This window comes from Bariatricus sp. SGI.019 (assembly GCF_050315235.1).
Lineage (GTDB): Bacteria > Bacillota > Clostridia > Lachnospirales > Lachnospiraceae > JAFBIX01.
The window spans coordinates 88,782-105,265 of sequence record NZ_JBNPOQ010000004.1 but is presented as its reverse complement, the minus strand read 5'-3'; the positions used below and the strand labels follow the sequence as shown (position 1 = coordinate 105,265).

15 protein-coding genes are annotated in these 16,484 nt (G+C 43.0%); 8 read left to right on the top strand and 7 right to left on the bottom strand.

What is annotated here, in order from left to right:
• Positions 1–71: 71 nt before the first annotated feature.
• The gene (gene malQ / locus ACQRD1_RS03735) at positions 72–1,580 is read left to right on the top strand and encodes a 4-alpha-glucanotransferase (protein ID WP_235232391.1); all 1,509 of its coding nucleotides are present in this window, start codon (positions 72–74) and stop codon (positions 1,578–1,580) included.
• 33 nt (positions 1,581–1,613) lie between these two features.
• Positions 1,614–2,348 carry a lysophospholipid acyltransferase family protein gene (locus ACQRD1_RS03730; protein WP_235232392.1) on the top strand — a complete coding sequence of 245 codons (735 nt, stop codon included), beginning with the start codon at positions 1,614–1,616 and terminating at the stop codon, positions 2,346–2,348.
• A gap of 20 nt (positions 2,349–2,368) precedes the next feature.
• On the opposite strand, the gene ACQRD1_RS03725 is transcribed toward ACQRD1_RS03730, so the two are convergent.
• Positions 2,369–2,965: a YcxB family protein gene (locus ACQRD1_RS03725; protein WP_235232393.1), complete on the bottom strand. Its 597-nt coding sequence runs from the start codon at positions 2,963–2,965 to the stop codon at positions 2,369–2,371.
• A gap of 170 nt (positions 2,966–3,135) precedes the next feature.
• On the opposite strand from ACQRD1_RS03725, the gene ACQRD1_RS03720 reads away from it, so the two are divergent.
• The 4 genes from ACQRD1_RS03720 to ACQRD1_RS03705 are packed head-to-tail and all read left to right on the top strand — an operon-like array spanning position 3,136 to position 7,905.
• Entirely contained in the window at positions 3,136–4,590 is a 1,455-nt protein-coding gene (locus ACQRD1_RS03720) for a nicotinate phosphoribosyltransferase (RefSeq protein ID WP_347375359.1), read from the top strand.
• Positions 4,591–4,620: 30 nt separating this feature from the next.
• Positions 4,621–5,691 (top strand): D-alanine--D-alanine ligase family protein, encoded by a 1,071-nt coding sequence (locus ACQRD1_RS03715; protein ID WP_235232395.1) that lies wholly within the window; start codon positions 4,621–4,623, stop codon positions 5,689–5,691.
• A gap of 17 nt (positions 5,692–5,708) precedes the next feature.
• On the top strand, positions 5,709–7,082 hold the full coding sequence (locus ACQRD1_RS03710) for a UDP-N-acetylmuramoyl-tripeptide--D-alanyl-D-alanine ligase (protein ID WP_427786932.1): 1,374 nt from the start codon (positions 5,709–5,711) through the stop codon (positions 7,080–7,082).
• A 13-nt stretch (positions 7,083–7,095) separates the two neighbouring features.
• Positions 7,096–7,905 carry a Cof-type HAD-IIB family hydrolase gene (locus ACQRD1_RS03705; RefSeq protein WP_235232397.1) on the top strand — a complete coding sequence of 270 codons (810 nt, stop codon included), beginning with the start codon at positions 7,096–7,098 and terminating at the stop codon, positions 7,903–7,905.
• Between the two features lie 71 nt (positions 7,906–7,976).
• On the opposite strand, the gene ACQRD1_RS03700 is transcribed toward ACQRD1_RS03705, so the two are convergent.
• Complete coding sequence (locus tag ACQRD1_RS03700; RefSeq protein WP_235232425.1) at positions 7,977–8,885, bottom strand: radical SAM protein; 909 nt, start codon at positions 8,883–8,885, stop codon at positions 7,977–7,979.
• Between the two features lie 201 nt (positions 8,886–9,086).
• Between ACQRD1_RS03700 and ACQRD1_RS03695 the strand changes: the two genes are divergently transcribed.
• Positions 9,087–10,076: a DegV family protein gene (locus ACQRD1_RS03695; protein ID WP_235232398.1), complete on the top strand. Its 990-nt coding sequence runs from the start codon at positions 9,087–9,089 to the stop codon at positions 10,074–10,076.
• Here the strand turns inward: ACQRD1_RS03695 and ACQRD1_RS03690 are convergent.
• From ACQRD1_RS03690 to ACQRD1_RS03670, 5 genes are all read right to left on the bottom strand, one after another.
• Positions 10,051–11,139, bottom strand: a complete 1,089-nt coding sequence (locus tag ACQRD1_RS03690; protein WP_235232399.1) for an NAD(P)H-dependent amine dehydrogenase family protein — start codon at positions 11,137–11,139, stop codon at positions 10,051–10,053. The two genes, ACQRD1_RS03695 and ACQRD1_RS03690, sit on opposite strands and share 26 nt — an antisense overlap.
• Before the next feature lie 103 nt (positions 11,140–11,242).
• Positions 11,243–12,076, bottom strand: a complete 834-nt coding sequence (locus ACQRD1_RS03685; protein WP_235232400.1) for a MerR family transcriptional regulator — start codon at positions 12,074–12,076, stop codon at positions 11,243–11,245.
• 18 nt (positions 12,077–12,094) lie between these two features.
• Positions 12,095–12,577 (bottom strand): HD domain-containing protein, encoded by a 483-nt coding sequence (locus ACQRD1_RS03680; protein ID WP_235232401.1) that lies wholly within the window; start codon positions 12,575–12,577, stop codon positions 12,095–12,097.
• 103 nt (positions 12,578–12,680) lie between these two features.
• Positions 12,681–14,450 (bottom strand): molecular chaperone DnaK, encoded by a 1,770-nt coding sequence (gene dnaK / locus ACQRD1_RS03675; protein ID WP_235232402.1) that lies wholly within the window; start codon positions 14,448–14,450, stop codon positions 12,681–12,683.
• A gap of 287 nt (positions 14,451–14,737) precedes the next feature.
• Entirely contained in the window at positions 14,738–15,610 is an 873-nt protein-coding gene (locus tag ACQRD1_RS03670) for a DUF6282 family protein (protein ID WP_235232403.1), read from the bottom strand.
• A gap of 242 nt (positions 15,611–15,852) precedes the next feature.
• On the opposite strand from ACQRD1_RS03670, the gene ACQRD1_RS03665 reads away from it, so the two are divergent.
• Complete coding sequence (locus ACQRD1_RS03665; protein WP_235232404.1) at positions 15,853–16,476, top strand: TetR/AcrR family transcriptional regulator; 624 nt, start codon at positions 15,853–15,855, stop codon at positions 16,474–16,476.
• The last annotated feature ends 8 nt before the right edge of the window (positions 16,477–16,484 follow it).

Here is a 16,484-nt window from a genome sequence, read left to right as displayed (position 1 = left end):
GCTAGAAAAAATTCCAATTTTATAGTATAATAGTGAGTATTAATATGGAACACTATCGAAGGAGAACAACTATGAAAAACAACAAAAGACTATCTGGAATCTTGCTGCATCCCACTTCTTTTCCTTCTCCTTACGGAATTGGAGATCTGGGAGAAGTTGCCTATGAGTTTGTAGATTTTCTTGCAGAAGGAGGGCAGCATCTGTGGCAGATTCTTCCATTAACACCTACCGGATATGGAGACTCTCCTTATCAGAGTTTTTCAGCATTTGCCGGACAGCCGCTTTTAATCGCCCCTTCTCATCTGTTAAAACTTGGACTGATCACAGAGGCAGATCTGACAGATTGTCCGGTCTCAGATCCTGAGCACATTGATTATGGAAGTGTCATTCCATGGAAGCAGCAATTATTCAGAATTGCTTATGAACATTTTACAGATGGAACTTTTCACGATGAACAGTTTCTCTCTGACTTTAAACAATTTATAGAAGAACAGAATGAATGGCTGAATGACTATGCACTGTTTATGGCCTGTAAAGACGTACACAACGGAGCATGCTGGCTGGACTGGGCAGAAGAATACCGAATTCCGACCGAGGAATTCAGACAACACCTTCAAAGCACTTTGCATCATCAGATACAGTATTATCAATTTTTACAGTTTTTATTTTTTAAAGAATGGCTGTCACTGAAGTCTTATGCCAATGAACGTGATATTCAGATTATTGGGGACATTCCGATCTTTGTATCCATGGACAGTGCCGATGTATGGGCGAATCAGCACTTGTTTCAGCTGGACTCTAACGGCTATCCATTGAAGGTCGCCGGAGTTCCGCCGGATTATTTCTCCGCGACCGGTCAACTGTGGGGCAATCCGCTATATGCCTGGGATGCTCATTTAGAAGACGGTTTTACCTGGTGGATATCTAGGATCCGTCATCAGCTTCATTCTCTGGACATCTTAAGAATTGACCATTTCCGTGGTTTTCAGGCTTTCTGGGCGGTTCCTTATGGAGAAGAGACGGCTATCAACGGAGAATGGATCCTTGCACCAGGATATGAATTATTCCATGCAATCCAAGAGGCTTTAGGTGATGATCTTCCAATTATTGCAGAAGATCTGGGAATTATAACTGAAGAAGTAGAAGCACTTCGAGATGCATTCCATTTCCCTGGAATGAAAGTACTTCAATTTGCCTTTGATTCTCTGGGAGAGGGTTCTTACCTTCCGCATCAGTTCACTTCTCCTGACTGTGTCTGCTACACCGGAACCCACGACAACGACACTACGCTTGGGTGGTATCTGACTCTGAATCCGGACTGTCAGAAAAAAGTATGTCAATACACACGGAATAGAGATGTTGCTTATATCAGCCATGATCTGATCCGCACAGCGCTTGGAAGCATTGCACGCTATGCAATCTTTCCAATGCAGGATGTTCTTGGATATGGCTCATCCGCCCGAATGAATACACCAGGTAAAGCGTCCGGCAACTGGAGTTGGCGGTATAAAGAAGGGGTACTGAGTCAGGAATTAGCAGATGACCTGAAAGAAATGACACATTTATATGGAAGATATTAATGAAACACGCATCAAATTGGGAGGTTCATACAGATGATAAGGTTTCTACTTGTAGTATTATTTTTATTCCTGTATTTATTTTTGGGAATCCCGGTACTGGGCATTGAATGGATCATTGGAAAGTTCAACAAAAACTTGAGTGACTACCAGAGCCTTCGTCTGGTTCAATGGGCATTTAATGTAATTCTAAAGATCTCCGGTGTAGAAGTAACCGTAATCGGGGAAGAAAACGTACCGGATGAGCCCGTACTTTTTATCGGGAACCACAGAAGTTATTTCGATATTCTTCTTACCTATTCCCGATGCAGGCGCCTGACCGGATATGTTGCCAAAAAAGAGATGCTCCGTTACCCGCTTCTGCGCGACTGGATGAAACGCTTATATTGCCTCTTTCTGGATCGGGAGAATCCAAAGGAAGGTCTGAAGACAATTCTTCAAGCTATTGACTATGAAAAAAACGGAATCTCTATCTGCATCTTTCCAGAGGGGACTCGCAATGATGGCGAGGAACTAAGCATGCTTCCATTCCACAATGGTTCTTTTAAAATTGCAGAAAAATCTGGCTGTGCCATTGTTCCGATGAGTCTGAACAACACTGTCTCTATCTTTGAGGCTCATCTCCCATTTATTCGGAAGACACATGTAGTGTTAGAATATGGCAAACCAATCTATATGAAAGATATGGATAAAGAAACCAAAAAGCATATCGGAGAATATTGTCAGAATATTATCCAGGAAACAATTAATAAAAACCAGGCGCTTGTATAGCGTCTGGTTTTTTGGTTCATCTACTTTCCGTATTTTTTACTGTTCTCTTCGCGGGTCTCTGCCAATGCCTGTTTAAATATATCGGCTTTCATCTTCCATGACAACTTCAGTGGCTGGAAGATCTTCCCAGTCTTGTGCATAAAGAAATCGTAAAACCCTTCTGCATCTCCCAAAGTAAAATCGCCCTTTGGAATCATATGAAGATCATCATTATTTACATTAATATAAAAATAATTATCATCTGCATACATGAATTCGACTTCTCCATACTTAATCCTCTGCTCATCTCCTGCATCTGGATTATCTACCCGGAATTCACTCTCCCCAAAGATAAAATGAATCTCACTCTTCTTTTGATAATTGACATCCGCCTTTGCCAGCTTAGAAAATGCGATTCTCTTTCTTACTGCCGTAAAAGCTAATATAATCACGGCAATTACGGCAAAAATATAGGTCAGTACCGTTCCTTTTCCTAATGCTGCAAGTGTCAGACTGCAGATGGAAAGCACTACAAGTCGAAAAGTAATATGGATGTTCCTTGCCGCTTCGCGAAATGTAATGAAATCTTTTAACACTTGATCGGTATGTTTGGTTCTTACTTCATAAACTGGGGTCATATTTGACTTCTCCTTATATCTTCGTTCATATTAATACTTGTCTACCATTATAGTATGAATCCGCAATTTCCACAAGGACTACTTTTTCTTTTACATTTTCTTCATCTGGTGCTATAATATAGCGGAATATATTATTCATAACGGTTTGAAAAAAAGGAGTATGAAAAAGAATGAACAGACAAGATCTAACTTTGCTGACAGACCTGTATGAACTTACAATGATGCAGGGATATTATGCAAAAGGGCAAAATGAAAAAGTTATCTTTGACGTATTTTTCCGCCAGAACCCTTGCAACAATGGTTATTCTGTTTGTGCCGGATTAGATCAGGTCATTGATTACGTAAAAAATCTGAACTTCACTTATGATGATGTAGATTATCTGAGAGGTCTTGGAATATTCAGCGAAGACTTTCTCCACTACTTAAGCGGTTTTCATTTCAGCGGCGATATCTATGCAATTCCTGAGGGAACAGTTGTATTTCCAAAGGAACCTCTGTTAAAAGTCGTTGCACCTATCATGGAAGCTCAGCTTGTGGAGACTGCTATTCTGAATATCATTAATCACCAGTCTCTGATTGCTACAAAGGCATCCCGTGTTGTATTCGCTGCAAACGGTGACGGGATCATGGAATTTGGACTGCGAAGAGCGCAAGGACCAGATGCTGGTCTGTATGGTGCAAGAGCCGCAATCATTGGCGGATGTGTCGGAACTTCCAATGTTCTGGCAGGAAAGCTTTTTGACGTTCCAGTCATGGGAACTCATGCTCACAGCTGGATCATGAGCTTTCCAGATGAGTACACTGCTTTTAAAACTTATGCAGAGATGTATCCAGATAATTGTACACTGCTGGTAGATACTTATGATACCTTAAAATCCGGTGTTCCGAATGCAATTCGCGTATTCCGGGAATTCCGTGATGCAGGTAAGCCTTTTAAGAAATATGGCATTCGCCTGGACAGTGGTGACTTGGCCTACTTATCGAAAGAAGCACGCAAGATGCTGGATGCTGCAGGATTCACGGACGCAACCATCTGTGCTTCCAATGATCTGGACGAGTATCTGCTGCACGATCTGAAGATGCAGGGAGCCGCTATTAACTCCTGGGGTGTCGGTACGAACCTGATTACCTCCAAAGACAATCCTTCTTTTGGCGGTGTATACAAACTCGCTGCGATTCAGAATGAAGAAGGCGAATTTGTACCAAAGATTAAAATCTCAGAAAATACGGAAAAAATTACTAATCCTGGTAACAAGACAATCTATCGAATCTATGATAAAACAACTGGAAAAGTAAAGGCTGATCTCATCTGCTTTGTCGGAGAGACCTTCGACACCAATGAAGATATGCTTTTGTTCGATCCAATTGAGACTTGGAAAAAGACGAAACTTCCTGGCGGTTCCTACACCCTGAGAGAGATTCTTGTTCCAGTCTTTAAGAATGGTGAATGTGTCTATAAGTCACCTTCTGTGAAGGAGATTGCAGAATATTGTAAACGGGAGAAAAAGACACTTTGGGAAGAGACAAAACGTCTCTTTTACCCTCACAGAGTTTACGTGGATTTATCTCCGCGACTCTATGAAGTCAAGAAATCTTTATTGGATCAAATGAATATGACAGAATAAAAATGACAGTAAAAAAGGAGACCAATTTTTATGAAGATTATTGTATTAGCAGGCGGACTTAGTCCTGAACGCGATGTATCATTAATATCTGGTGCAGGGATCTGCAAAACTTTAAGAGAACAAGGACATCAGGCATTCTTACTGGATGTATATTTTGGATATCCTTATGATCCTCAGAAACTCGAGGAAGTCTTTGATCTTCCTGGAGCAGGTCTTGAAATTGCAGAAGGTATCAAGACCACTGCTCCTGATCTGGAAGCTTTAAGAAAATCACGTCCTGACCAGTCTGATTGTTATCTTGGTCCAAACGTCATTGAGTTATGCCGCATGGCAGACATCACATTTATGGGACTTCACGGTTCTGTTGGGGAAAATGGAAAATTGCAGGCAACTTTTGATATTCTGGGCATCAAATATACTGGCCCGAACTCCCTTGGATGTGCTGTATCTATGGATAAACTGCTCACCAAAGAGATCTACAAGACTGCCAAAGTTCCGACCCCTCGCGGGACCTCTCTTACTCCAAAGACCAAAGATACGCCTTTGGATAAGTTAGGATATTATCTTCCACTGGTGATAAAACCATGTTCCAATGGTTCCAGCATCGGTGTATACATCGTTCATACAGAAGAAGAATATCTCGATGCAATTCATCAGTCTTTTGATGTTGCTCATGAGGATGAAGTCATCGTTGAACCTTATATCAAGGGGCGTGAATTTGCCTGTGGAATTCTTGCCGGCAAAGCTCTCCCGTTAGTCGAAATCATTCCAAAAGATGGTGTCTTCAATTATGAAAATAAATATCAGACCGGTGGTGCTCAAGAGATCTGTCCACCGATATCTATTGATGAGGATACACAGGCACAGATACAGCGTGCCGGCGAAAAAGCATTCGAAGCACTACGTATGGATGTATATGCCCGTGCTGATTTTATTATCGATGATGCAGATGGTAAATTCTATTGTCTTGAGATGAATGGTCTTCCGGGAATGACTCCTGCCAGCCTTCTACCAAAAGCTGCCAAAGCTGCCGGCATCGAATATAGTGACTTGTGTATGAAGATCATCGAAGAATCTTTCAAAGCACGTTATAACAACTAGAAACGAGGAGATGCACTATGAAAAACCTCACTTTAAGAAATATTACCAAAGCTTGTCAGGGAACTTATCACGGAGATACTTCCATTCTAGATCAGGAAGTAGACGGTGTTGTGATTGACAGCCGTAAAGTTCAGCCCAATTATCTGTTCGTTGCTATTGATGGTGAAAGAGTCAATGCTCATAAATTCATTCCTGATACCATCGAAAAGGGGGCACTTTGTGTCGTTTCCCATGAAGATCTTGGAGACACAGACTATCCTTATATACTGGTTGAATCTACCGGACAGGCACTACTGGACATTGCCAAGTTATACCGTGATTCTTTTGATGTAAAAGTAATTGGTATCACCGGAAGTGTGGGAAAGACCAGCACAAAAGAAATGATTGCTTCTGTTGTAGCTCAAAAGTACAACGTTCACAAAACGATTGGCAATTTTAACAATGAGTGGGGACTTCCTATCACAATTTTCGAGATGAATGAAAGTCATCAGGTAGCAATTCTGGAAATGGGAGTCAATCACTTTGGAGAGATGCGCCGTCTTTCTTCTGTTGCAAGCCCGGATATCTGCGTGATTACCAATATCGGAGTCGCACATCTGGAATTCTTCAAGACAAGAGAAGGAATCCTTCAGGAAAAATCACAGATGATTCAGGACATGAAAGATGGCGGTACGATCATTCTCAATGGAGATGACGATCTCCTGTCTCGAGTAGGACCAATCAAGGGGGTAGCACCTATATTCTTTGGTCTTGATGAGGATAATCAATTCTATGCTGACCAGATTCAGCCATTGGGATTACGAGGAACTTCTTGTACAATTCATCTCCCAGACGATACTTCTTTTGAATGTATCGTTCCGCTTCCCGGAAAGCATATGATCTTCAATGCTCTTGCCGGAACTGCCGTTGGATATACATTAGGACTTACTCCGGAAGAAATCAAAGCCGGAATTGAAGGTCTTCCTTCTATCCCAGGGCGCAATAATATCATCAAGACAGACCGGATGATTATTCTGGACGACTGTTACAATGCTAACCCGATATCCATGAAAGCATCCATTGATGTATTGGATATGGCCATTGGCCGCAAGATTGCTGTGCTTGGTGATATGGGTGAGCTAGGCGAGAAAGCAGGAGAACTTCACCGTGAAGTCGGAGAATATGCAGCTTCTCACGGAATCGATCTGGTGTGTGGAATCGGAGACCTTTCGAAAGAACTGATCGATGGCGCTTTAAAAACTGCTTCTTCCACAGAAGGATTATGGTTTGCTACGAAAGCAGACTTTTTGAATGCAATCAGGGACATCATAAAAGATGGTGACAACATTCTTGTAAAGGCATCCCATGGCATGAATTTCCCTGAGATTGTAGATGCCTTAAAAAACATATAGCAGGAGTACTATTATGAGTTATCAGATTCTTGCATTGGACTTAGATGGCACACTAACCAATTCCAAAAAAGAGATTACAAAACCAACCTTAGATGCATTGATTGAGATACAAAAAGCCGGAAAAAAAGTAGTTCTTGCCAGCGGACGCCCTACAAATGGCGTTCTTCCACTGGCAGAACAGCTTCATCTGGCAGATTACGGCAGCTATATTCTGTCTTTTAATGGAGGTCGTATTACGGATTGCCGCAGCAAGGAAATAGTCTACAATAAAGTCTTACCCGATAACGTTGCGGAGCCAATATTCCATATTGCAAAAAAATATGCCGGAATAGATATTATCGGCTACACTCCAGATCGTTTACTCTCTGGTATCAGACCGAATCAATACAGTGAACTAGAATCACACATTAATCATATGCCGATTGAAAGGGTTGAAGATTTTCCTTCACACATTACAGAACCAACGAATAAGATTCTGATCACGGGAGAACCTTCCATAATTCAAAGAGTCAAGGATGAAGTATGCGATTATTTCCACTCCTATCTGAGTATCTATTGCTCGGACCCTTTCTTTTTGGAAATTATGCCACGTGGAATTGATAAAGCGCACTCTCTGCTGCGGCTACTGACGAGTATCGGTCTAACTACAGATGAGATGATCTGCTGCGGCGATGGCTACAATGACCTGACTATGATTGAAGTTGCAGGTCTTGGCGTTGCCATGGCAAATGCACAACCGGATGTATTGGAAATTGCAGATTACATTACCAAATCCAATGATGAAGATGGAGTTCTGCATGTCATCAATCAGTTCATGCGTTAAAATTCATAAACAGAGTTTTTATAGAATAGAATAACAGGCGAAAAATCATCTCTGGTTTTTCGCCTGTATGATTATACGCCCGTCTCATCAAATTCAGGGATAAAGCTGTCCGACGCCACTTCACCTTCCTGTATAAATCCGTATTCAACACCGATCTCGAGTGCATAATCCACTACTTTTTCATATTCACGTTTTGTAACCTTTCGCTTTAAAAGGGAATCTTCTGCCACTTGAGGCATTGGGGTATACTGATTCATGATACTGATCATAATCTGATCTCCATACGTTTCATATAAATATCGGATTACTTTTTTTGAATCTCTAACATGCCCCGGAAGCACCAGATGCCGAACTATCACACCCTTTTTCATCAATCCGGTAATCTCATCCACATCAGGGCTTCCTACCTGTCTCACCATCTCTTGTAACGCTTCTTTGGCATATTCAGGATAATCCAATGCATGAGAATATTCCTGTGCCAGTTCCGGCTCCATATACTTAAAATCAGGCAAGTAGATATCCACGTACCCTTTCAACATCTGAAGTGTCTCTACTTTCTCGTATCCACTGGTATTATACACTACGGGAAGTCTAAGCCCTCGCTCTTTTGCCAGATCTAAAGCATCTATGATCTGTGGAACATAATGCGTTGGTGTCACCAGGTTAATATTATTCGCACCTTGCCCCTGAAGCTCCAGAAATATCTCTGCCAGACGTTCCACACTGATCTTCTTTCCGACCTCATTTCTTGCAATATGATAATTCTGACAAAAAACGCATCCCATATTACATCCAGCGAAAAAAACTGTTCCTGATCCATCTTTCCCTGAGATACAGGCCTCTTCCCACATATGCAGGGCTGCCCTTGCCACAACAACATCTGCCGTTTCTTTACAATAACCTTTTTGTCCCATTACACGATTCACATGACATTGCCTAGGACACAAAGTACAATCTTCAAGTCTGGAATCCTTTCTCATCTGCAAATTTACTCTCCTATCAGTTACTTTGGACATACATTCCTCTGATTATTATAACATAAAAACAATTATGACTGAACCATTCCAATTTATTTGTCATAATATTCGCAGACTCTTGACCTAGTTGTAAAAACTATGTATCATGTTATTGATTGTATTATTTTAAAGCATTAATATTATACACCCGAGAGGAGATTCCCAATGAATCCAATCATTCTTGTTGCAGAGACCGGTTCTGATCTGACACCAGAACTTGCCTCTCAATATAATATCAAAATTGTTCCGATGCACGTCTCTTTTGACACAGAGACCCTCGATGACGGATCATTTCCTGTTGAGAAAATCTGCGATTACTACCATGATACTCGTAAGCTTCCCAGAACCAGCGGATGTTCACCGGAAGATTTTATTACAACTTTTGATGAGATTCACGAGCAATATCCAGACTCTCAGATTCTATATCTTGCATATTCTGCAGTGACCACTTGTTCCTATCAAAGTGCACTCATTGCTGCGCAAGACCGTGATTACGTCACTGCAATCGATACCAAGCAAGTATCCATCGGACAAGCTGCTGTCGTGACTGCTGTCGCTAAGCTTCTCAAGGAACATCCCGAGATGACTATTGAAGAGGCTGCAGATGCTGCCAGAGAACTTCTTTCACGGGCAAAAATGTGTTTCCTTCCAGATAATCTGGAATTCCTGCGTGCCGGCGGCCGTGTCAGCAACGCTGTCTGTCTTGGAAGCCGCATCTTAAACATTCATCCATGTATTGAAATCCTGGATGGCAAACTCGTAGCCACGAAAAAGTACCGGGGAAAGATGAAAAAAGTAGTCCGACAACTTATTGAAGACTATTCCGACAGCTACCGTCTGGAGCGCGACGTTCTGTGGATGTATATACGATCGGCCTGCAGGATGAGATACGTGCCGCTGCCGAAGAGACGGCCAAAGCATGCGGATTTAAAGAAATACACTGGATTCAGGCACAGGGCGTTATTACAACCCATGGCGGTCCTGCAGCTTTTGGAATTGCCGGATTTTCAAGCATTTCCTGATAACCAAAAAGGAAGTGTAAATCATCATGATATCTACATAAAAAAAGGCCATTGCACTATGGATGAATATCATCTATGGTGCAACGACCCTTTATTTCATTCTGTATTTACTTTGTCTTTACATACTCATTGATTGGTCTCAGCATATATTCGTTATATGGGAACTGATCTGTTGTAACATAACCTGCCGGTGCATCGATCAGCTGTGCAATGCGGTTGACCAGTGTTGCACAGGTAAGTTCAACGGTCGCCGGACGATTGACGATACTTGTTGTATTCGGTTCTCCATACAACGTCCATTCATTCTTATCATATTCTTCCGGTGCATATACCTTGCCGACACATTCCGTCTCCAGAGTAATTCCCTCTGCTGTCTCTGTCGTTACAATCGCACGCATTCCTGTCGCATCACCGGCTTTGATCGTAGCGCCCAGTGTCTTAGATTCCAGGTCTGTCGGCCATGTGCATGGAACACATTTCTGCGTCTGAGAAGTAATGGTAAGTCCAAGCTTGCTTGCAAGCCATCCATTCTGGTTCCACATATACGACGGAACGTATTCTCCACTTTCAACCTTTTCCTTAATCTCCTCAGATGACCACTTATTACAAGTTGCAATCTTCTCTTCAAACTCATCCAGAGGAAGTCCTGCTCCATGGCCCTCTGCCAGTGCTATTCCATAATCTTCTACATCATACCAGCTGCTGCCTACAATCTTCTTTACCTGGAAAGAAGAACCCATCAGATTCGTGACCATGGTGCCCCAGAAAAGGTCACAGTAGCCAACACCTGTAAGTGTACATCCACCTTCTTTTGCAAGTGCATCCAGCTTCTTCGTCAATGCAGGTGAAGAATTCCACGGATATAATGCTTCTTCACAGGTTGTAATTGCATTTACCCCGTGCTTTGCACAGATGGTAAAGATATCTTCCAGCTCTGCCACCGTGCTGCGGGTGGCAATGATGCATACATCCGGCTTTAACTCTCCAATGATTCGATCAGCATCTGCTGCCGGAGAAACGCTTACTCCAACAGCTGGATATCCATTTCCAATGATCTCACTGACATCCTTGCCAAACACTGCCGGATTCATATCGAATGCTGCCAGCAGTTCACATCCCTTTTCCATCGCATAGCGCATAAGCCAGCGGCTCATTCTTCCACATCCATACTGTACATACTTAACTTTACGATTCATACTGATACCTCCTATGATAATCTCATTTTTCGTTCCTTTGTTATATTATTATCATAGTGGTTATTGTTGGTATAAAGTCAATACTTTTTCATTAAAAATTCAGCTATAAAATAACCGGAATCTGAATCTTACTGAATATGTGTCGCTTTTTTTCTTCCAGAACCGGGAAATCTATGATTGCCTCGCAAAGATAATCTCCGACGATCTGATATCCCATATCTTCTATATATGCGAGCAATGTCCTTGCGTTTTCCGCTTCCTGGGAAAAATCACTGGAACACATACATACATAAGTCGCAGCCGGAACCCTTTCGCAATCTTTTATATCTATACGTTCATCCACAAACAGAAACACTTCCTTAGAGGTAAGCCTCCCAAACTTCAGATCCTCTTTACGGATAATCGTTCCGATATTGCAGAATAATGACAGCGGAATATCGTGGCTTACAAGATGCTGTTTTAACTGGCGCAGCATATACTCATATCCTGCCTCATCCTGCTCAAAAAAATCCTGTTCACATTCACACCTGTAGATCTGCCTTTCTGACTGATACTCCAGGAATATCTGTCCGTTCTTCGGCAGCGCTTCGTATCGCTTATAGTTATCCAGTACCCGGTTCAGGGAGCTCTTTACCCTGGTCAGCTGCTGAAGACGCTCTTCAATGTCCTTCGACTGCATCTCCAGTTTCTGCCGGATCACATCCGCATCATCATTTTCCAGCATATCCTTGATCTGCTTTAATGTCAGTCCGTACCGTTTCATATTCTGGATCAGGTCGATTCTTGCCGACTGCAGGATGTGATAATAACGATATCCGCTTTCCGGATCCACCTCCTGTGCTTTGAGCAGCCCCTCCCTGTCATACAAGCGCAGGGTCTGCTCAGATATATGATTCAATTGTGCCATCTGTCCGATTGTTAATCTCTGTAAATCCATTGTAAAACCTTATCCTTACTATAATGTTTTATATACCTTTAATCTACATAACAGAGGCATCATCGTCTCACTAAGCGCACAGATCTTATCAGCGGCACACACGATCCAAGCTTCTTTAGTACTAGGTGGTATTGGAGTCAGAGGAAACATATGACAGTAGATCATATTTCTTTCTGTTTCCGTAAGCTGAAATTCCTTGTCTGCATTTTCCAGGGCTCTCCTGGGATGTGTAAATCCATGAAACCGATGACTTCTGTCCTTTACATGCCAGTCATATAAGAAATAATCATGCAGCAATGCACCTCTGATCAGGGCATAGTAATCTACATCGAGATGATATTTTTCTGCAATCTTACAGCTTACACAGGCAACATTGATACTATGCTGAAAAATCGTTGTTACTCCATGCTGATAGTATCTTCGTTCCATACCAAGTCGGCTCTCACCCTCCAACTTCTCTGCCAATTGAAGAACCTGCAATTTTCTTCTGTTCACAGACATCCACTCCTTCTGCTAAGATTACGGTTCCGTGTCTTTCAGATCGTCTCCATAGACACCTTCATCATAGCAGAAATCATCGGGAATGAAAAGTCTCTCGCCAGGATCAATTTCCATAATGCAGAATGCCTGCGCTGGAGCGTTCCAGGTTCTCTTTAGCCTGGCGAATATTGACCACTTCTGTTTCTGTTACTTTGTCCACTCTAAGATTTGACAATAATTTGGAAAGTGCGTTCATGTCACCCTTTATCTGCTTCTTCTGTGCTTTCTCAATCTGCTTACCTCCGGCTTTCAACGCTCTTTGAGTCTCTCCCAGAAGCTTCTGGGCATCTCCTGACAGTTCAAGGGCTTCCTTTCGCAGGTTATCCTGTCCTGCATATTGCTGTGCATCGCGCATTGCCTGCTCAATCTCAGCATCTGACATACGGTCGTCTGCCGTGATGGTAATGGACTGTTCCTTACCGGTGTCCAGATCCTTCGCAGATACCTTCAGGATACCGTTGGCATCAATATCAAATGTTACTTCAATCTGAGGAACTCCGGCCGGAGCGCGGCGGATTCCCTTCAGACGGAATTTTCCGATGGATTTATTATCCTTTGCCATCGGACGTTCTCCCTGAAGGACATGAATCTCTACATCTCTCTGGTACGGTGCTGCCGTTGAAAAGATACGGGAATAACGGGTCGGCAGAGTAGAATTCCGTTCTACCAGCTTTGTTGCCACACCTCCTACCGTTTCTATGGAAAGGCTAAGCGGCGTAACATCCAGAAGGAGCAGATCTTTTCCTGTGCCTGCTGCTACCAGAGAATTCCCCTGCAAAGTACTTCCGAGAATAGCCGCACCCATAGCGACACATTCATCCGGGTTGATATTTTTCGAAGGTTCCTTTCCAGTGAGGAGCCGCACCTTCTCCTGCACTGCCGGGATTCTTGTCGAACCTCCCACCAGCAGGACACGGCTAAGATCCGATGCAGAGATCTTCGCATCCCTCAGAGCATTCTGTACCGGTCCTGCAGTACATTCAATCAGGTCACCGACCAGTTCCTGGAATTTCGCACGTGAAAGTGGCATCTCCAGATGGACCGGCTCTCCCTTTGCCTGGGTCAGATAAGGCAGTACAATATTCGTAATCTCCGCTGTTGACAGTTCTTTCTTTGCCTGCTCTGCCGCTTCACGGATCCTCTGCATTGCCGCAAAATCTCTGCTCAAGTCAATCCGATTCTGCCGCTTGAATTCTTCGGCCAGCCAACGGGTAATCCTTTCATCAAAATCATCTCCACCCAGATGATTATCTCCTGCCGTGGCAAGGACTTCGATGATTCCGTCACCAATCTCAATGATAGAGACATCAAAGGTTCCGCCGCCCAGATCGTAGACCATGACCTTCTGTGCCTCACCATGATTCAATCCATAAGACAGGGCTGCACTGGTAGGCTCATTGATGATTCGCTTCACATCTAGCCCAGCAATCTTCCCTGCGTCCTTGGTAGCCTGCCTTTGAATATCATTAAAATACGCAGGAACCGTAATGACTGCCCCTGCAACCTCTTCTCCCAGAAATGCTTCCGCATCTTTTTTCAGCTGCATCAGTACCATCGCACTGATTGTCTGTGGCTTATAGACCATTCCGTCTATCTTTGTGCACCAGTCGGTTCCCATGTGTCTTTTCACAGAACTGATAGTACGATCCGGATTCGTAGCCGCCTGCCGCCTGGCCGTATCCCCTACAAGCCACTCTCCATTTTTGGCAAATGCGACCACGCTCGGTGTTGTCCGGCTTCCCGAACTGTTCGGAATAATGACGGGCTGTCCATTCTCAATGACAGCCACACAACTATTGGTAGTTCCCAAGTCGATTCCTATTACTTTGCTCATGATAATCTCTTCACCTTAACCCTTCAAAATCAATCAAAATATCTTCTAGATATTACATATCACAAATCCTGAAAAGCAAAACGAAAAGTTCACTTAACTTTATAAAAAATATATTAATTTCAGACAATTCTCAAAAACCAGGGCATCCGTTTTTTGACCGATGCCCCTATTGTTATCCTCAATTTAGTTATTCACCTGGCTTGCTAGTTCAACACAATCGCATTGATAAAAGCCGCAACCATTCTGGAAATTACTAATCCACTGAATTCATCCAAGCATCAACTGGATTATTCCAACAGTTCTCTGGGATTTGCCACAATCATCTGCCGGATATCCCCGGCAGAGATACCAGATTCATGCAGTTTTTCAACAAACTGCTTCATTCCTTCTTCCGGATCCGGGCTTTGTATCTGGCCCAGATCCGAAGACAAGAGTATATGCCCCGCGCCTGCATGACGGATACTTTCCAGAATCTCTTCCCAGTCACAGAGATGATAATAAGGCGTATAGTAACAATGCTCCAGCATGGCACCACAAGCCAGATATTCTCTCTGCAGTTCTAACTCTGCCCTCGTAACAGGGAAAGATACATGACTTACAATGGATCTGCGAATTCCCATATTCGATGCTGCTCTTAACAGAGCAAGACTTTCAAATGGCGCAAGATGCCCCGTTGCAAGAATCATATCCTGCTCCCGAATCTGTTGCAATACCGGATATACTTCCGGTATCAATTCCTGACTCTCATTTAGGATCCGAATCTTCTCACGACAATTCCGTTGCTCATTCTCTACACCCAGATGTCCTTTCTGGTGCGACCTCTGATAATCTGCGTCCTGATACGCATCAACCGTCGGGAACCAGACAATCCGACCGCCCATCTTTCCACAGGCATAGACCGCAGCTTCATTCAATCCTCCGACTGCGTGATTCAGCACAATTCCTCCATAAACCTTTATCGAAGGGAACTCTTCCGATACAGTAGCTGCCCTTGCTGCAGTATCCCCTTGATGACATTTACAGACAAATCCATCCATTCCTGCTGCCTGATACTTCTTTGCCAGCTGGATGTCGGTATACTTTCTTGGTACAAGATCCGGAGCTGTGTGCACATGCAGATCTATCGCTCCCTGAATTAACATTTCTCCTGTCTCCGACATAAATCTATCCTCCCGATGCTGATGAAAACGTTACGTTGATTTTCACTGATATCATAACAATACACCTATTCAGGTCTTCTGTAAAATAGCAAATTCTCTTTTCACTACTCGGTCAATCATATTGACCATCTGGTCTGTTTGTGATATTCTATAAAACAGACTTATTGGTTTGTTTTTAAACCCATTAGTAAATAACATTCTCAATATGCTTGAATATTAAGCCTAACAGGAGGTCAGGATATATGAAACGCGAAGAAAAAAGCGCCTTATCCAGGCAGCGAATTCTGGATGCTGCTACAGAAGAGTTTTCCCAAAAAGGCTATGAAGGCGCATCCCTAAATACTGTCTGGGCAAAAAAAGGCATCTCCAAAGGAATTATTTATCATCATTTTAAGGATAAAGATGAGCTGTACCTGTTCTGCGTGGAAGCTTGCTTTCGCAGATTTACCTCTTTCCTGCAATCTACAGCAGATAATCTGACCGGCACAGCTAGCGAACGTTTTCAGGAATATTTTAATGCCAGACTTCGGTTCTTCTCAGACAACCCAGAACAGCTCGGGATCTTTATTGATGCCTCTTTTCGTTCTCCAGAAAAGCTCAGGCCTCAGATTGCCCAGATACGTCAGCCTTTTGATTCGCTGAATATTGCAGTACTTACGGAGCTCCTCAAAAGTGAGCCCCTGCGCCCGGGTCTTTCTGTGGATCTGGTGGCAGATGATTTCCGAATGTATATGGATTACTTTAACCTGCACTACAAAATAGATTCTCATGGGACTTATGAACAAGATGATATTCTTCGAGAACACGAAGAAACATGCCGTCGTCAGTTGGATATTCTGCTATACGGCGTATTAGATATTAGATAATAATCAAT

Coding starts and splice junctions, on each gene's coding strand:
- ACQRD1_RS03695 (WP_235232398.1), top strand. CDS start 9,087: ATGAATCCAATCATTCTTGTTGCAGAGACCGGTTCTGATCTGACACCA.
- ACQRD1_RS03715 (WP_235232395.1), top strand. CDS start 4,621: ATGAAGATTATTGTATTAGCAGGCGGACTTAGTCCTGAACGCGATGTA.
- ACQRD1_RS03725 (WP_235232393.1), bottom strand. CDS start 2,965: ATGACCCCAGTTTATGAAGTAAGAACCAAACATACCGATCAAGTGTTA.
- malQ (WP_235232391.1), top strand. CDS start 72: ATGAAAAACAACAAAAGACTATCTGGAATCTTGCTGCATCCCACTTCT.
- ACQRD1_RS03680 (WP_235232401.1), bottom strand. CDS start 12,577: ATGTCTGTGAACAGAAGAAAATTGCAGGTTCTTCAATTGGCAGAGAAG.
- ACQRD1_RS03710 (WP_427786932.1), top strand. CDS start 5,709: ATGAAAAACCTCACTTTAAGAAATATTACCAAAGCTTGTCAGGGAACT.
- ACQRD1_RS03665 (WP_235232404.1), top strand. CDS start 15,853: ATGAAACGCGAAGAAAAAAGCGCCTTATCCAGGCAGCGAATTCTGGAT.
- ACQRD1_RS03705 (WP_235232397.1), top strand. CDS start 7,096: ATGAGTTATCAGATTCTTGCATTGGACTTAGATGGCACACTAACCAAT.
- dnaK (WP_235232402.1), bottom strand. CDS start 14,450: ATGAGCAAAGTAATAGGAATCGACTTGGGAACTACCAATAGTTGTGTG.
- ACQRD1_RS03685 (WP_235232400.1), bottom strand. CDS start 12,076: ATGGATTTACAGAGATTAACAATCGGACAGATGGCACAATTGAATCAT.
- ACQRD1_RS03700 (WP_235232425.1), bottom strand. CDS start 8,885: ATGAGAAAGGATTCCAGACTTGAAGATTGTACTTTGTGTCCTAGGCAA.
- ACQRD1_RS03720 (WP_347375359.1), top strand. CDS start 3,136: ATGAACAGACAAGATCTAACTTTGCTGACAGACCTGTATGAACTTACA.
- ACQRD1_RS03730 (WP_235232392.1), top strand. CDS start 1,614: ATGATAAGGTTTCTACTTGTAGTATTATTTTTATTCCTGTATTTATTT.
- ACQRD1_RS03690 (WP_235232399.1), bottom strand. CDS start 11,139: ATGAATCGTAAAGTTAAGTATGTACAGTATGGATGTGGAAGAATGAGC.
- ACQRD1_RS03670 (WP_235232403.1), bottom strand. CDS start 15,610: ATGTCGGAGACAGGAGAAATGTTAATTCAGGGAGCGATAGATCTGCAT.